The organism is Micromonospora sp. NPDC047521 (genome assembly GCF_055587305.1).
In genome coordinates, this window is record NZ_JBVJGN010000003.1 from 341,544 (window position 1) to 356,994 (window position 15,451).

The 15,451-nt window shown below is 73.6% G+C and carries 12 protein-coding genes; 7 read left to right on the forward strand and 5 right to left on the reverse strand.

Annotation, left to right across the window (positions count from 1 at the left end; genetic code table 11):
• Positions 1–155 precede the first annotated feature (155 nt).
• A complete protein-coding gene (locus ACZ6N8_RS09290; protein ID WP_466008791.1) occupies positions 156–710 on the reverse strand; it encodes a hypothetical protein in 555 nt (184 codons plus the stop codon).
• A 183-nt stretch (positions 711–893) separates the two neighbouring features.
• Between ACZ6N8_RS09290 and ACZ6N8_RS09295 the strand changes: the two genes are divergently transcribed.
• Entirely contained in the window at positions 894–1,781 is an 888-nt protein-coding gene (locus ACZ6N8_RS09295) for a Vgb family protein (RefSeq protein WP_466008793.1), read from the forward strand.
• Positions 1,782–1,841: 60 nt separating this feature from the next.
• On the opposite strand, the gene ACZ6N8_RS09300 is transcribed toward ACZ6N8_RS09295, so the two are convergent.
• Positions 1,842–2,777, reverse strand: coding sequence for a S66 peptidase family protein (locus ACZ6N8_RS09300; RefSeq protein ID WP_466008795.1), 936 nt, complete (start codon positions 2,775–2,777; stop codon positions 1,842–1,844).
• Positions 2,778–2,877: 100 nt separating this feature from the next.
• Between ACZ6N8_RS09300 and ACZ6N8_RS09305 the strand changes: the two genes are divergently transcribed.
• Genes ACZ6N8_RS09305 through mptB (ACZ6N8_RS09325) form a run of 5 tightly spaced genes read left to right on the forward strand, consistent with a single transcriptional unit; the run spans position 2,878 to position 11,257 of the window.
• Positions 2,878–3,645: a type 1 glutamine amidotransferase gene (locus tag ACZ6N8_RS09305; protein ID WP_466008796.1), complete on the forward strand. Its 768-nt coding sequence runs from the start codon at positions 2,878–2,880 to the stop codon at positions 3,643–3,645.
• The gene (locus ACZ6N8_RS09310; RefSeq protein WP_466008798.1) at positions 3,645–6,659 is read left to right on the forward strand and encodes a bifunctional [glutamine synthetase] adenylyltransferase/[glutamine synthetase]-adenylyl-L-tyrosine phosphorylase; all 3,015 of its coding nucleotides are present in this window, start codon (positions 3,645–3,647) and stop codon (positions 6,657–6,659) included. The genes ACZ6N8_RS09305 and ACZ6N8_RS09310 overlap by 1 nt, the downstream gene beginning before the upstream one ends.
• On the forward strand, positions 6,652–8,268 hold the full coding sequence (locus ACZ6N8_RS09315; RefSeq protein ID WP_466008800.1) for a hypothetical protein: 1,617 nt from the start codon (positions 6,652–6,654) through the stop codon (positions 8,266–8,268). Before ACZ6N8_RS09310 ends, ACZ6N8_RS09315 begins: the two co-directional genes overlap by 8 nt.
• A gap of 47 nt (positions 8,269–8,315) precedes the next feature.
• The gene (gene mptB, locus ACZ6N8_RS09320) at positions 8,316–9,716 is read left to right on the forward strand and encodes a polyprenol phosphomannose-dependent alpha 1,6 mannosyltransferase MptB (RefSeq protein ID WP_466008802.1); all 1,401 of its coding nucleotides are present in this window, start codon (positions 8,316–8,318) and stop codon (positions 9,714–9,716) included.
• 14 nt (positions 9,717–9,730) lie between these two features.
• A complete protein-coding gene (gene mptB / locus ACZ6N8_RS09325) occupies positions 9,731–11,257 on the forward strand; it encodes a polyprenol phosphomannose-dependent alpha 1,6 mannosyltransferase MptB (protein WP_466008803.1) in 1,527 nt (508 codons plus the stop codon).
• Between the two features lie 239 nt (positions 11,258–11,496).
• Here the strand turns inward: mptB (ACZ6N8_RS09325) and ACZ6N8_RS09330 are convergent, their stop codons facing one another.
• The 3 genes from ACZ6N8_RS09330 to glnA all read right to left on the reverse strand — a co-directional run bounded on the left by ACZ6N8_RS09330 (position 11,497) and on the right by glnA (position 14,387).
• Positions 11,497–12,468 carry a hypothetical protein gene (locus ACZ6N8_RS09330; protein ID WP_466008804.1) on the reverse strand — a complete coding sequence of 324 codons (972 nt, stop codon included), beginning with the start codon at positions 12,466–12,468 and terminating at the stop codon, positions 11,497–11,499.
• Positions 12,465–12,830 (reverse strand): PadR family transcriptional regulator, encoded by a 366-nt coding sequence (locus ACZ6N8_RS09335; RefSeq protein WP_466008806.1) that lies wholly within the window; start codon positions 12,828–12,830, stop codon positions 12,465–12,467. Before ACZ6N8_RS09335 ends, ACZ6N8_RS09330 begins: the two co-directional genes overlap by 4 nt.
• 132 nt (positions 12,831–12,962) lie before the next feature.
• Positions 12,963–14,387: a type I glutamate--ammonia ligase gene (glnA, locus tag ACZ6N8_RS09340; RefSeq protein ID WP_139583267.1), complete on the reverse strand. Its 1,425-nt coding sequence runs from the start codon at positions 14,385–14,387 to the stop codon at positions 12,963–12,965.
• Between the two features lie 263 nt (positions 14,388–14,650).
• Between glnA and ACZ6N8_RS09345 the strand changes: the two genes are divergently transcribed.
• Positions 14,651–15,049, forward strand: coding sequence for an RDD family protein (locus ACZ6N8_RS09345; RefSeq protein WP_466008808.1), 399 nt, complete (start codon positions 14,651–14,653; stop codon positions 15,047–15,049).
• Positions 15,050–15,451 lie beyond the last annotated feature (402 nt).

Consider the following 15,451-nt stretch of genomic DNA (forward strand, 5'->3'; position numbering starts at 1 on the left):
CGGGCCACGCGGGCCGTCGGCGCCGGTCCGCCGCGCTGATCGACTCCGGTCGCCGAGCGGTGTCCAGCGAGCTGACCGACTCCAGTCGCCGATGTGGCGGTGTCCAGGCGTACGGACACCGCCACATCGGCGAAACGGTATGGATCAAGCCGGGATCACGCGCCGGGCGTGGCCTCCGGGGCGTCCTGCTGGTCGGAGCCCTTCGGGGCGCCGGCGGGGCCGCCCTTGTCGCCCTGCCCGTCCTTGGCACCGGGCCCGCTCCTGTCGCCGTGGCCAGCCGGGCCGCCCCGGTGACCCGGGCCGCCCTTCTCGCCGGGGCCGGGAAATACGCCGGCCTCGACGGCCTTGGCGATGGCGTCGGCCTGCTCCTGGGTGATCTTGCCGCCCTGGACTGCCTGGTCCAGCCGCTCCTTCAGGGCGGCCTGGCGGTCCTCGGCGGACGGGCGCTGCGGCCGGTCGGCCGGCTTGTGCTCCTCGCGCAGCTTCTCCAGCGCGGCGGTCACCTTCTCGGTGGGCACACCCAGCTCCTGGGCGAGCTTCTCGGCGAACTCACCCTGCCGGTCCTGCTTCTGCTCGGCGCTGCTGGCGCTCGGCGTCGGGGTGCCCCCGTCAGCGGCGAACGCCATCGTGGGGGCGGCGATCCCCACGCCGAGCACACCGGCGGCGGCCACGCTGGCCAGCAGGTGCTTCTTCGACATCGTGCGGAACATCAGTCCTCCAGATTGTCGTTGGTGCTGCGATGACGTCACCGACAGTGACCAGCGAGGCTGGGCGCAACCCATGGCGACCCTGTCAGCGGGCTGGCAATCCGGCTCGGCAGCCGGACAAACAGGTTGCGACGTCGCCGTCCGTACGGTCAGGGTGGGAAAGCCCCGACGAAAGGATCACGCCTCGTGACGACCGCCGAGATTCGGGAGATCCCGCTCGCCGAGCCGGGCGCCGGCCCGTACGGCATCACGCCCGGCCCCGACGGCGCGCTCTGGCTGACGCTCGCCCACGGTGGCGCGATCGCCCGCCTGGGGGTCGACGGCGCGGTACGGACCCACCCGCTGGACCCGGCAGGTGGTCGACCGCTGATCATTACCGCCGGTCCGGACGGCGCGCTCTGGTTCACCCGCTCCGGTGATGACCGGATCGGCCGGATCAGCGTCGACGGCGACCAGCGCACGGTCGCCCTGCCGGCCGGCACGGGGCCGGGCGGTATCGCCACCGGCCCGGACGGCGCGCTCTGGTACGCAGGCATGACCTCCGACACGATCGGCCGGGTGGACACCGACGGAGGCGTCGAGGTGTTCCCGCTACCCGCGACTGGCGCGTTCGCCTCGATGATCACCGCCGGGCCGGACGACGCGCTCTGGTTCACCCTCAACCAGGCGAACGCGATCGGCCGGATCGACCTCGACGGCAAGGTCACCCTGCACCCACTGCCCACCGGAAACGCCGGCCCGGTCGGCATCGCCCCCGGTGGCGACGGCGCCATCTGGTTCGTGGAGATCACCGCCGGTCAGCTCGGCCGGGTCACCCCGGACGGCGAGGTGACCGAGATCCCGCTGCCGGACCGGGCGGCCCGGCCGCACGCCATCGTGGCCGACCCGGCCGGCGGCGCCTGGTTCACCGAGTGGGGGGCCAACCGGATCGGCCACCTCGACCCCACCGGACAGATCGAGAGCTACCCCCTGCGAACCCCCAACGCGGAACCCCACGGCATCACGGTCACCACCGACGGCGTCTGGGCCGCCCTGGAGATCGGCGCGGTGGCCCACCTGACCCCAGCCGCGTGATCAAGAGGTTCGCGTCAGTTCCGGCCCGGATTCTGACGCGAATCTCTTGATCACCGGGGGTCAGCGGACGGCGGGGGAGACGGTCAGGGTTCCGGTTTCGGTGTCCAGGGTCGCGCTGGTGCCCACCGGGACGGTCAGTTGGTCGGGGCCGTGGCCGATGGGGAGGCCGCCGAGAACGGGTACGCCCAGGTCGCCGAGGCGTTCGGTGAGGACGTCCACGATCGTGGTGTCCCAGCCGTCCCCGCAGTCGGTGAACTGCCCGAGCGCCACCCCGGCCAGCCCGTCCAGCGCGCCGGCCCGGCGCAGCTGGGTGAGCATCCGGTCGACCTTGTACGGAGGTTCCTGCACGTCCTCGATCAACAGCACCGCCCCGGTCAGGTCGGGCAGGTCCGGGGTGCCGATCGACGCGACGATCATGCACAGGTTTCCGCCGAGCAGGGTGCCGGTGGCCTGACCCGGGACGCGGACGGCGAAGGTGTCCTCGCCCGGCACGGCGCTGACCGTCACCTCCCCGGTGGTCATCAGGGCGGCGTGCAACGACTCGGCCGAGCGCAGCGGGGTGCGCTCGTCCCGCCAGGCGGCGCCCGGGCCGTGCACGCCGGCCAGCCGGGCGCCCCGCCACAGCGCGAACTGCAACGCGGTGATGTCGGAGAAGCCGGCCACCACCTTCGGGTCGCGGCGCACGGCCGCCATGTCGATGGCGTCGACGATCCGCTGGACGCCGTAGCCGCCCCGGGTGCAGATCACCCCCCGGATCTCCGGGTCGGCGAAGGCCGCGTTCAGGTCGGCGGCGCGTACGTCGTCAGTACCGGCCAGGTAGCCGTGCCGGGCGTACGCGTTCGGCGCCGGCACCGGCCGCAGACCCCAACCGGTGAGCAGCTCCACCCCTCGTGCCACCCGCTCCGGCGACGTCGGCCCGGACGGTGACACGAGTGCCACCGCGTCACCCGGGCGCAGCACCGGTGGGCGGACGACTGCCGAATCCTCGCTGATCACAACCGCAGAGCCTAGCCACACCGTCAGCGAACGGCGGCGCCCGGCGGCCGGACCCGTGGCGGGGCGTGGCCCTGCGCGGCGAACCCGCTAGCCTCGACGGGTGGCAACCGCGCTGGTGATCGAGAACGACCCGACGGATGACGCCCGCCGGCTGGGTGAGTGGCTGACCGAGGCCGGGCTGGAGCTGTGGGTCGTACGCCCACACGCCGGCGACGAGCTGCCCGCCGACCTGGACGGGTACGCGGCGCTCGTGGTGCTCGGCGGCGACCAGCAGGCGTACCCGCTGCCGGACGGCTCGCCCGGCGCGCCGTGGTTCCCCGCCGTGGAGGGCCTGCTGCGCAAGGCGGTCCGCTACCGGGTGCCCACCCTGGCCGTCTGCCTGGGCGCGCAGCTGCTCGCCACCGCGCACGCCGGCCTGGTCGAGCGGAGCCCGTCCGGGCCGGAGATCGGCCCCGGCGTGGTCGGCCGGCGCGACGCCGCCGAGAACGACCCGCTGTTCCGGTACGTGCCGCTGATTCCGGACGTCCTGCAGTGGCACTCCGACGAGATCACCGAACTGCCCCGGGGCGCCACCCTGCTGGCCGCCTCCACCCGCTACCCCCATCAGGCGTTCCGGCTCGGTGACCGGGCGTGGGGCCTGCAGTTCCACATCGAGTGCGACACCGCGATGATCGCCGACTGGGCCACCGACTCGGCCCAGCTCGCCGAACTGGGGTACGACCCCGAACTTGTCGTCGCGGCGTGCGACTCGGTGATGGTGGACGTCGAGGAGGTCTGGCAGCCGTTCGCCGCCCGGTTCGCCGCCCTCGCGCTCGGCGAGCTGGACGACAGTACGGTGCGGCGGGGCCTGCCGCTGCTCGGGCACTGATGAGCCGGCCGACCAGGGCGCCGGGCCGGCTCGCCCGCTACGGTTTCGGCACCGCCGACGGCGACGGCGGGGCGCGTGCCGCCGACCTGCTCGGCCCCGACGGGCTGGGGCTGTGGCGACCGGACGAGCAGGAGCCGGTCGACGAGCCGGCCGCCGAACTGCTGGCCGCGCTGTCCCGGGCCGCCGACCCGGACCTGGCGCTGCGCCAACTGCACCGCATCGTCGAAACCGAACGACGCACGACAGGCGACACCGCGTCGGCGCTGCTCGCGGACCTGCACGCCGATCCCGGCCTGCGACGGCGGGTGATCGCGGTGCTCGGCGCCTCGTCGGCGCTCGGCGACCACCTGGTGGCGCACCCCGAGCACTACCAGGCGCTGCGTACCGCCCCGGACGGGCTCGCGCCCACCGCCGAGGGCCGGCTGGAACCCGCAGGCGACGGCAACCCGGTGGCGGTGCTGCGGGCCGCGTACCGGCTGGCGTTGCTGCGCATCGCGGCGGCCGACCTCACCGGTGGGCGCGGCCTGGAACAGACCATGGCCGCGCTGTCCGCGCTTGCCGACGCGACGCTTGCCGCGGCGTACGAGATCGCCGTCGACGAGCTGGCCGAGGGCACCGGACGGCCCCGGCTGGCGGTCGTGGCGATGGGCAAGTGCGGCGGCGGCGAACTGAACTACGTCTCCGACGTGGACGTCATCTTCGTGGCGGCCGAGGACGCCGACCTGCCCGCCGCGACCCTCGTGGCGACCCGGCTGATCCAGATCTGTGGGCTTGTCGCGTGGCCGGTGGACGCGGCGCTGCGCCCGGAGGGCAACCGGGGCCCGCTGGTGCGTACCCTCGCCAGCCACCTCGCCTACTACCGCCGGTGGGCGCGCACCTGGGAGTTCCAGGCGCTGCTCAAGGCCCGCCCGGCCGCCGGTGACCTGCCGCTGGCCCAGGAGTGGATCGACCAGCTCGCGCCGTTGGTGTGGCGGGCGGCCGAGCGGCCCGAGGCGGTCGAGGACGTCCGCGCGATGCGTCGCCGGATCATCGACCACATCCCGCCCAAGGAGCTGGAACGCGAGATCAAGCGCGGTCCCGGCGGGCTGCGCGACATCGAGTTCGCCGTCCAGTTGCTGCAACTGGTGCACGGGCGCGGCGACGAGACGCTGCGGGCGCCGGGCACCCTCCCGGCGCTGCGGGCGCTCGTCGCCGGAGGCTACGTCGGTCGCGCCGACGGCGAGGCCCTGCTGCGCGGCTACCGCTTCCTGCGCAGCGTCGAGCACCGGCTGCAACTACAGGGCCTGCGGCGTACGCACACCGTGCCCACCGAGCCGGCCGCGCTGCGCTGGCTGGCCGCCGCGCTGGGTTTCACCGCCACGCCGGGGCGCAGCGCCGTGGAGAGCTTCCGGGCCGAGTGGGTCACCCACGCCGCCGAGGTACGCCGGCTGCACGCCAAACTGCTCTACCGGCCGCTGCTGGAGTCGGTGGCCCGGGTCCCGGCCGACGGGCTGCGGCTCACCCCGGAGGCGGCCCGGCACCGCCTGGAGATCCTCGGGTTCGCCGACCCCGCCGGGGCGCTGCGCCACCTCCAAGCGCTCACCGGCGGGGTGAGCCGCACGGCGGCCATCCAGCGGACCCTGCTGCCGGTGCTGCTCAGCGAGTTCGCCGACGCGCCGGAACCGGACCGGGGGCTGCTCAACTACCGCAAGGTCTCCGACAAGCTGGGCAGCACACCCTGGTACCTGCGGCTGCTGCGCGACGGCGGCCCGGTGGCCCGGCGGCTGGCCCGCGTCCTCGCCCTGTCCCGGTACGTCGCCGACCTGCTCGCCCGCGACCCGGAGGCGCTGCGGCTGCTGGCCGAGGAGAACGAGCTGGCACCGCGCTCCCGCGAGGTGCTGCGCGAGGGGTTCCTGGCGGCGGCGGCCCGGCACACCGATCCGGTGGAGGCGACAAGCGCGGTGCGGGCACTGCGGCGTCGGGAACTGGTCCGGGTGGCGTGCGCCGACGTGCTCTGCCGCGCGGGCGCGCTCGCACCCGCACCCACCCGCGCGGACGGCGCGAAGCGGGCACCCGGGCTGTCCGACATCACCGAGGTCGGCACGGCGCTCTCCGACGTCACCGACGCCACACTGGCCGCCGCACTGCGGGCCGCCCAGGCAAGCCAACCGGCACCGGAAGGGCTGCGGTTCGCCGTCATCGGCATGGGCCGGCTCGGCGGGTACGAGTCGAACTACCTCTCCGACGCCGACGTGCTCTTCGTCTACGACCCGCCCGCCGGCGGCAACGAGAGCGCCGCCAGCGCCGCCGCGCACGGCATCGCCGAGGAACTGCGCCGGCTGCTCGGCGTACCCGCCCCCGACCCGCCGCTCGGCGTCGACGCCGACCTGCGTCCGGAGGGCCGGCAGGGTCCGCTGGTGCGCAGTCTCGCCGCGTACGCGCAGTACTACGCCCGCTGGTCCCGCGTGTGGGAGGCGCAGGCGCTGCTGCGTGCCCGGTTCGTCTGCGGCGACGCCGACCTGGGCGCCGAGTTCGAGGCGATGATCGACCCGGTGCGCTACCCCGCCGACGGGCTGACCCGCGAACAGGTCGTCGAGATCCGCCGGATCAAGGCCCGCGTGGAAACCGAGCGGCTGCCCCGGGGCGCCGACCCGGCCACCCACACCAAGCTGGGCCGGGGCGGGCTCGCCGACGTGGAGTGGGCGGTGCAGCTCGTCCAGCTCCGGCACGCCGGCGCGAATCCGGCGCTGCGCGGCACGCGTACCCTCGACGCCCTCACGGCCGCCGCCGAGGCGGGCCTGGTCGACCCGGCGGACGCCGCGGAGATGGCCGCCGGCTGGTCCCTGGCCGCGCAGGTCCGCAACGCGTTGATGCTGGTCCGGGGTCGGGCCGGTGACCAGCTGCCCCGGCACGGGGTGGAGCTGGCCGGGGTGGTCCGGCTGCTCGGCCGCGACGACCCGGGGGAGTTCCTCGACGAGTACCTGCGCACCGCCCGCCGCTCCCGAGCCGCCACGGAACGTGTCCTCGATGCCTGACGCGTCGACGCGCCCGGCCGGACGGTATGCCGGCTGGGCGGCGGCGACAGCTGTCGCGGTGGTGCTCGCCGTCGCGTTCCTGCTCGCGCCGCCGATGGGCACCGACCTCGCCGCCCAGGTGGCCCGCGCCGGGTTCGCCGACCGGTACGGTGCCACGCCGATCGACCTCGGCTGGTACGGCGGTGTCAACCAGTACGGCTACAGCCTCTTCACGGCCAGGTGGGGTGCGCTGGTCGGGGTGCGCCCGCTGGGGGCTCTCGCCGCCGTGCTCGGCGCCGCCGCGCTGGCGTGGTTGTTCGCCCGCAACCGGGCCCGCCGGCCGATGCTGGCCGGTGTCCTCGGCGCCGTGGTGCTGGTCGGCAATCTGGCCAGCGGTCGGATCACCTTCGCCGTCGGACTGACGTTCGGTCTGCTGGCGCTCTGCGCGGTAAGCGCGGAACGCCCGCCACGCTGGCTGAGGCTGGTACTCACCGCCGGATGCGCCGCCCTGGCCACGGCGGCGAGCCCGGTCGCCGGCCTGTTCACCGGCCTGGCCGGCGCGGCGCTGCTGCTGTCCGCCCTGCGCACCGGCGCCGGGCCGGGCCGCCCGCTGCCCGGTGGCTGGCGGATCGACCGCCCAGTCGCCGAGGGGCTCGTCCTGGCCGTGGCGCCCGCCGTCACGCTGGCACCTGTCGCGGTCCTCTTCGGCAACGGCGGCACCCAGCCGTACTCGGCCGAGTCGATGCGGATCAACGTCGCGCTCGCGGTGCTGGTGGCGGTCGTGCTGCCGCGCCGCCGCCGGGTGCTGCGCATCGGCGCGGCGCTCACCGTGCTGCTCCTGGTCGGCGCGTACTACGTGCCCAGCCCGATCGGCTCCAACGCGCTGCGACTGCCGATGCTGTTCGCCCTGCCCGTGCTCGCCGGGTACGCCGCGCTGCCCGGTCCGTGGCTGGCCGGGCTGCTCGCCGCCACCGTGTGGTGGCAGTCGCCGGTGATGACGAGCGACGTGACCCGCGCCGGCTCGCCGGAGAGCGCCGCGGGCTTCTACCGGCCGCTCGTCGCCGAACTGGACAGGCGGCAGCCGGTCGGGCGGGTCGAGGTGGTGCCACTGCGGGACCACTGGGAGTCCGCGTACCTACCGCCGACCGTCCCCCTGGCCCGCGGCTGGGAACGCCAGGTCGACAGCGACCGCAACGCGCTGTTCTACGACGGCAGCCTTGACGCGCGGACGTACGAGACGTGGCTCCGCCGCGAGGCGGTGACCCACGTGGTGCTGGCCCCGGACGCTCCCACCGACAGGTGGGGCCGCGACGAGGCCGCGCTGATCCGGGCCGGCCTGCCCTACCTGCGGGAGGTCTGGAGCGACCCGACCTGGCGGATGTACGCAGTGGTCGACCCGACACCGCTGGTCGGCGCCCCGGGGCAGCTCGTCACCGCCGACCGCGGCTCGGTCCGCCTGACCGCCGCGCCAGGCGACGTGCCGGTGCGGGTGCGCTGGTCACGCTGGCTGTCGCTGACCGGCCCGGACGGCTGCGTACGCCCCGGCGCGGACGGGTGGACCGAGGTGCGGGTCCGTGCGGCAGGCGACTACACGGTGTCCAGCGGACTCACGCCGGCGAACCACTGCTGACGGTGCTGCCGTCGTCCCCCGACCGAGGTGCTGGCAGCATGTCGGGCGTGCCTTCCCACCTCGCGCGCTGGACCGGCCTGGCCGGCTCGACGCTGCTCGCGATCTCCGCCTACCTCGGAGGCGCGTTCCCCAGCGGCCCGCTGCGCAGCACCCCGGTCAGCATCTGGCAGGGGCCCCACGGCCCGCTGATCCTCGCCGCCTGGGCGGTAGGCACCGGCCTCATGGCGTACGCCTGGTGGGCTCTGCGCGACGGAGGCCCGTCGACGCGGTGGGCACTGGTCACCGTGGGGCTCTGGCTGCTGCCGTTGCTCGTCGCGCCGCCGTTCGGCAGCCGCGACGTGTACGCGTACGCCTGCCAGGGCGCCAGCTTCGTCGGCGGCGTCAGCCCGTACGAGCAGGGCGTCTCCGCGCTGCCCTGCCCCTGGCTGGACAGCGTGTCGGTGATCTGGCGCGACACCCCGGCGCCGTACGGGCCGCTCTTCGTGCTCGTCGCGGGCGCGGTGGTCAAGATCACCGGCTCGTTGACCGCCAGCATCGTGCTGTTCCGGGCACTGTCGCTGATCGGCGTGGTGCTGACCGCGTGGGCGCTGCCCGCCCTGGCCCGCCGGGCCGGTGTGCCGCCCCAGCGGGCCGTGTGGCTGGCACTGGGATCCCCGCTCGTCGCCGCGCACCTGATCGGCGGCCCGCACAACGACGTGTTGATGCTCGCCGCGCTGGTCGGCGGGCTGGCCGTCGTGGCATCCCACCCGGGCCGTCGCGCCATGCTGCTGGTCGGCGGGTTGCTCCTGGGACTCGCGGTGGCGATCAAGGTGACCGCCGTGGTGGTGGTGCCGTTCGCCGCGCTGGCGGCCACCGCCGGACCGTACCGGCTCCGGACGCTGATCCGCGACGGCGGCTGGGTGGTCGCCGGCGCTGCCGTGTCCGTCGTGGGGGTGACGGTCCTCGGCGGCCTGGACTTCGGCTGGGTCGGCGGACTCTCCCAGGGCGGCGCAGCCGTCGCCTGGACCTCCCCGTCGACCGCCGTCGGGCAGACCGTCGGCTACGTCGCGGCGCTGTTCGGCGGGCACATCGACGCGCTGCCGGTGACGCGCGGCATCGCCGTTGTCATCCTGGCCGTGCTGCTCGTCTGGCTCTGGTGGCGGGCCCGCACCCGCGACCCCCTGCACCACGCCGGCCTCGCGCTAGCCCTCACCGTCGCGCTCGCCCCCGTCGTGCACCCCTGGTACTGGACGTGGCCGCTGGTCGTGCTGGCCGCCACCGCCCGACGGACCGGATGGTTCATCGTCGTCGCGCTCGTCGCCTCGTTCCTGGTGCTGCCCGACGGCACCGGCCTGCCCCGCTACACCAAGACCGTCGGGGCGCCACTGATGACGCTGTTGGTGATCGTGCTTGTCGTCCGATTGGTACGGTCGGCTCGGGCGGCCCGTCAGCCGGTCGCCGCCGACTGAGGGAAGGTGCGCCGGTGACCGCTCCCGGTGCCTCGCCCGCCAGGTACGCGGGCCTGCTCGGCGCCGTTCTGCTCGCCGTGGCCGGCCGGTTCGGCGGGGCCCTGCCCGACGCCGTTCCGCTGGGCGTGACACCCCTGTCGATCTGGCGAGCCCCGAACGGCCCGGCCACGCTCACCTGCTGGCTGGCCGGCACCGCGCTGCTGGTCGGCGCATGGTGGTCGCTGCGCGGGGGAGCACCGTCGGCCCGGTGGGCGTACGTCACCGCCGGACTGTGGGCACTGCCACTGCTCGTCGCGCCGCCGCTGGGCAGCCGGGACGTCTACTCGTACGGCTGCCAGGGCTGGACGTACGCGCATGGCGTCGACCCGTACGCCGTCGGGGTGGCCGCGGCCGGCTGCCCGTGGGTGGAGACGGTGGCGCCGCTCTGGCGGGACACCCCGGCGCCGTACGGGCCGGTGTTCGTCCTGCTCGCCGCACTCGCGGTGCACCTCGGCGGCGGGCTCACCGGGACGTTGGTGCTGCTACGGGTCACCGCAGTGGCAGGGCTGCTGCTGGCCGCGCTCTGTCTGCCCCGACTGGCCCGGGCGCTCGGAGTGCCAACTCGACGGGCGGTCTGGCTGCTGCTGGCCTGCCCGCTCGTCGGCGTACACCTGGTGGCCGGCGCGCACAACGACGCCGTGATGCTGGGCCTGCTGCTGTGCGGACTGCTGGTGGTGGTCCGTCGGCCCGGCCGGCCGGCGGCGCTGCTGCTCGCCGGGGCGCTGCTCGGTCTGGCGGTGACGGTGAAGGCAAGCGCCGTGGTGGTGGTGCCGTTCGCCGTGCTGGCCGGAGTGCGGGGCCGCTGCACCGTACGGGCGCTGCTGCGCGACGGCGGCTGGCTCACCGGCGGGCTGCTCGGCGCGGTGCTTGCCGCGTCGGCGCTGTCCGGTCTCGGGTTCGGCTGGGTAGGCGGGCTCACCCGCAGCGGCGACTCCGAGCAGTGGACCTCGCCGCCCACCGCCGTCGGATTCGTCGTGGACTACGCCGGCGAGCTGATCGGCCGGAACCCGCAGGCGGTGCCTGTGGTTCGGGCGGTGGCGCTGCTGCTGCTCGCCGGGGTGCTGGCGGTGCTCTGGTGGCGGGCCTGGCAGCCGCTGCACCGATCCAACGACGCCCGGCGGGTCGACGGAGCGGGCGTCGATGGGGCGCGGCTCGATGGGGCGCGGCTCGATGGGGCGCGGCTCGACGGGGCGTGTGTCGACGGGGAGCGGGTGGAGGTGGTGCGCTCCCGGGTGGCGCTGCACGGCGCGGCGCTGGCACTGGTCGCCACAGTCGTCCTGTCCCCGGTCTTTTACCCCTGGTACGCGACCTGGCCGCTGGCGCTGCTCGCGCTCACCGCCGCCCGGACGACGTGGTTCGTGCTCCCGGTCGCCGCGGCGACCGTCCTGGTGCTGCCCGACGGCACCAACCTGGCCCGCTTCACGAAGGCCCCGGGCGCGGTGGCGATGACCGCCCTGCTCCTGACCGTCCTCGTTCGCACCACCCGCCGCAGTCGTCGTTGATCATGAGGTTGACGGGGCAACCTGGACGGAATGCCTCGCCAACCTCATGATCGTCATCGTCGTGCGGCTCAAGATCGTGCTCGAACATGGATGTAGTGGCGTCCTGCGGGTTCGAGACCACTACATCCAGGATCGAGCACGATCTTTGGGCCCGGCCCGGCCCGGCCCGGCCCGGCCCGGGTGGGGCGGGGTGGCGCGCAGCGGAGCGGGGTGAGGGGTGCGGCGCGGCGGGGATGTGGTCAGGCTCGCGCGCCGCAGGTGGGGCAGGGTTGGCGGGTGGAGGCCCGGCGGGAGCGAAACAGGACGGTCAGGAGCAGGACGGCAGGGCCGACGATCGCGACGGCCCCAGCGGTCACCGCCAGTTCCGCGAAGGTGATGCCGCCCTGTCCCGGGCCGAAGCTGTCAGCCAGGCCGGGCACCGCCAGGAAGCCGGCGGGGGTGAGCAGTGTGACGAGCGCCCAGCCACCGCGGGTGTCCCCGCCCAGCGCCAGACCCGCAGCCAGCAGAGCCCCGACGAGCAGCAACAGCCCGCCGACGGTGGGCAGGAAGATCTCCAGGGTGGCGCCGTAGTACGTGCCGACCGCATCCAAGCCCACCAGGAATTCTGTCGCCACCACCGCCAACAGGGCGGACAGCGCCGGCGCGAGGCAGATCGCCCGGGAGGGCCGACCGGGCAGGGCGAGCCCCAGCAGGCCCAGGACCACCTGCGGCAGCAGCACCATCAGCGGCGGTCGGAGTGCATCGAGCGCCGCGGCGACCGGTGGCAGCGCAATCGTGAGCAGGAGCGCGAGGGCGATGGCCCACCGGGCGACCCGGCTCGGCGCGACGGCGATCACGACCGCCGCCAGCAGCCATGCTGCCCACGCGACGACACCGAGCGAGACGAACGGGCCGACGTGGGGGACGCCCCACTCCACGGGCGGCGGATGCAGCTCCGCCGTACCCCAGACACCGGCGAGAGCGCTCGCGGTGACCAGGGCCAGCAGCGCCGCGAGGCGTACCCCCGGGACCAGGTCGGTGACGCCCGCGGCTCGGAGCCGCTGGCGGAGGCCGCCGCGCACCAGGTCCGCGGCGTCCGCCGGCGCCGGCCAGCGTTGGTCGGGGGCGGCCAGGTCGAGGTAGGTACCGACGATTTCGGCGCCGCGGGCGCGCCGGTAGTCGGCGGGGTACGCGCGCAGCAGCCGGAGGTAGCGGCGTTCCAGGTCGTTCATGCCAGCCCTCCGGCCGTGCGTGGGGTGGTCGGGAGGGCGGCGCGAGTGCGCTTGGACAGCCGAATGGTGGCGGCTTCGACGTTGCGGCGCAGCCGCTCGGTCTCGGCGCTCAACGTGGTCTCGCCGCCGGGGGAGAGGCGGTAGTAGCGGCGCAGTCGGCCGTCCACCACCTCTTCCCGGTCGACCTCGACGAGGCCGGCGTCGACCAGCCGGTCGAGCGCCCCGTAGAGCGTCCCGGGGCGTAGCGACACCCGGTTGTCGGACAGGGCGGCGACCTCACCGATCAGCCCGTAGCCGTGCATCGGCTGGGCGGCCAGCGCGGTGAGGATCAGGAACGTCGGTTCGCGCAGTGGTGTGTCCACACGGGCAATATATCGGACGCGAAGGTATGCCGGGGGGGCGGCGCAAAGCGAGCCGGGCCGGCTCCGCGGTGAGCGGAGCCGGCCCGACCAGTGTTCTAGCGACTGCTCAGCAGTCGTCGTGCATCTGACTGCTCAGCAGTCGTAGTACATGGCGAACTCGTGCGGGGTCGGGCGCAGGCGCACCGGGTCGACCTCGTTGGCGCGCTTCCAGTCGACCCAGGTGGAGATCAGGTCGGGAGTGAAGACGCCGCCGTCGAGCAGGTAGTCGTGGTCGGCCTCCAGCGAGTCGAGCACTGCCGACAGGGAGCCCGGCACCTGCTTGACGTCGCCCCACTCCTCCGGCGGGAGGTCGTAGAGGTCCTTGTCGATCGGCGTCGGCGGCTCGATCTTGCTCTTGATGCCGTCGAGGCCGGCCATCATCATCGCCGAGAAGGCCAGGTAGACGTTCGCCGACGGGTCCGGGACGCGGAACTCGACGCGCTTGGCCTTCGGGTTGCTGCCGGTCACCGGGATGCGGGTGCAGGCGGAGCGGTTGCGCTGCGAGTAGACCAGGTTGACAGGCGCCTCGAAGCCCGGCACCAAACGACGGTACGAGTTGATCGTCGGGTTGGTGAAGGCGAGCAGCGACGGCGCGTGGTGCAGCAGACCGCCGATGTACCAGCGGGCCATGTCGGACAGGCCGGCGTAGCCGGTCTCGTCGTAGAAGAGCGGCTCACCGTTGAGCCAGAGGCTCTGGTGGGTGTGCATGCCGGAGCCGTTGTCGCCGAACAGCGGCTTGGGCATGAAGGTGGCGGTCTTGCCGTTGGCCCAGGCCTCGTTCTTCACGATGTACTTGAAGAGCTGGAGCTGGTCACCGGCGTGCAGCAGGGTGGAGAACCGGTAGTTGATCTCGGACTGGCCGGCGGTGCCCACCTCGTGGTGCGAACGCTCGACGCTGAAGCCGGTGTCGACGAGCCGGCGCACGATCGAGTCGCGCAGGTCGGCGTAGTGGTCGACCGGCGGCACCGGGAAGTAGCCGCCCTTGTACGCGGTCTTGTAACCGCGGTTGCCGCCCGGCTCCTCGCGGCCGGTGTTCCACGCGCCCTCGATCGAGTCGATGTAGTAGAACGACTGGTGGGCCGAGGTCTCGTGGCGGATCGAGTCGAAGATGTAGAACTCCGCCTCGGCGCCGAAGTAGGCGGTGTCGGCGATGCCGCTCGCCGCCAGGTACGCCTCGGCCTTCTTCGCCACGTTGCGGGGGTCGCGGCTGTACGCCTCGCGGGTGAACGGGTCGTGGATGAAGAAGTTGAGCGCGAGAGTCTTCTGCGCGCGGAACGGGTCGATGAAAGCGGTGGCGACATCCGGGAGCAGGAGCATGTCCGACTCGTGGATCGCCTGGAAACCGCGGATCGACGAACCGTCGAACGCGAGGCCGTCGGTGAAGAGGTCGTCGTTGACGGACTCGACCGGCAGGTTGAAGTGCTGCATCACGCCGGGCAGGTCACAGAAACGAACGTCGACGAACTTCACGTCCTCGTTCTTGAGGTATCGCAGCAGTTCCTCGGGGTTGGCGAACACACATCCTCCTGGCACGTCCACGGGGTGGCTAGGCTCCTGGCGACGCTATGGCCGGGGGGTTGCCCGGCCATGTCTCCGGTGTTTCTGCCGTGTTACGTCCCTCGCGGAGCGTCAGCGACGCCCCGTCCACGCTTCCGGCCCGCCGCGAGCGTCGTACCGGCTGTACCAGTGTAGTGACATCTGATGCCTTTGGTCCTGATCGGCACGGAGTGGTGGTGACGCCCTCGGGTCCGTCGTCAGGGGCGCGGATACCCTTGACCGCTGTGACCATTCCGCACGTCCCGGCAGCACCGGCCACCGATCCCACCTTCACCCCGCCGAGCCTCGGCAAGCGGTTCGGGGCGCTGATCATCGACTGGGTGCTCTGCCTGCTGGTGTCGAACATCTTCGCCGACCCGGTACGCGACGGCTGGGCCCCCGTGCTGGTGCTGGTCGTCGTGTACGGCCTCTTCCTCGGCCTCTTCGCCCAGACCCCGGGCATGTACATCACGAAGATCCGCTGCGTGAACTGGCACGACGGTGGCCGCATCGGGGTGCTCCGGGGACTGATCCGGGGCCTCCTGCTGGCCCTCGTCGTCCCCGCGCTGATCATGGACGAGCACCGTCGCGGCCTGCACGACAGGCTCGCCAACTCGGTCATCGCCGACGCGCCGCGCGGCTGAGCCTGCCTCGACGACCCCAAGATCGCGCTCGATCACTGATGTAGTGGCATCGCCGCGTCGCTGAGGCCACTACATCCTGGTTCGAGCACGATCTTGGGGTCGTCGGGCCCTCGCGGCTACCCGCCTGGGCGCACGTCATCAAGATCCGCGCAACATCAGGGATGTTGGTGCCTCCCGCGCGTCGGAGACAGCAACATCGGGGAAGTTGCGGAGATCTTGGCGCGAGGACGCGAGGACGCGAGGAGGCGAGGACGCGAGGACGCGAGGACGCGAGGACGCGAGGACGCGAGGACGCGAGGCGCGAGGCGCGAGGCGCGAAGGACGCGAGGCGCGAAGGACGCGAGGCGCGAAGGACGCGAGGCGCGAAGGACGCGAGGCGCGAAGGACGCGAGGCGCGAAGGA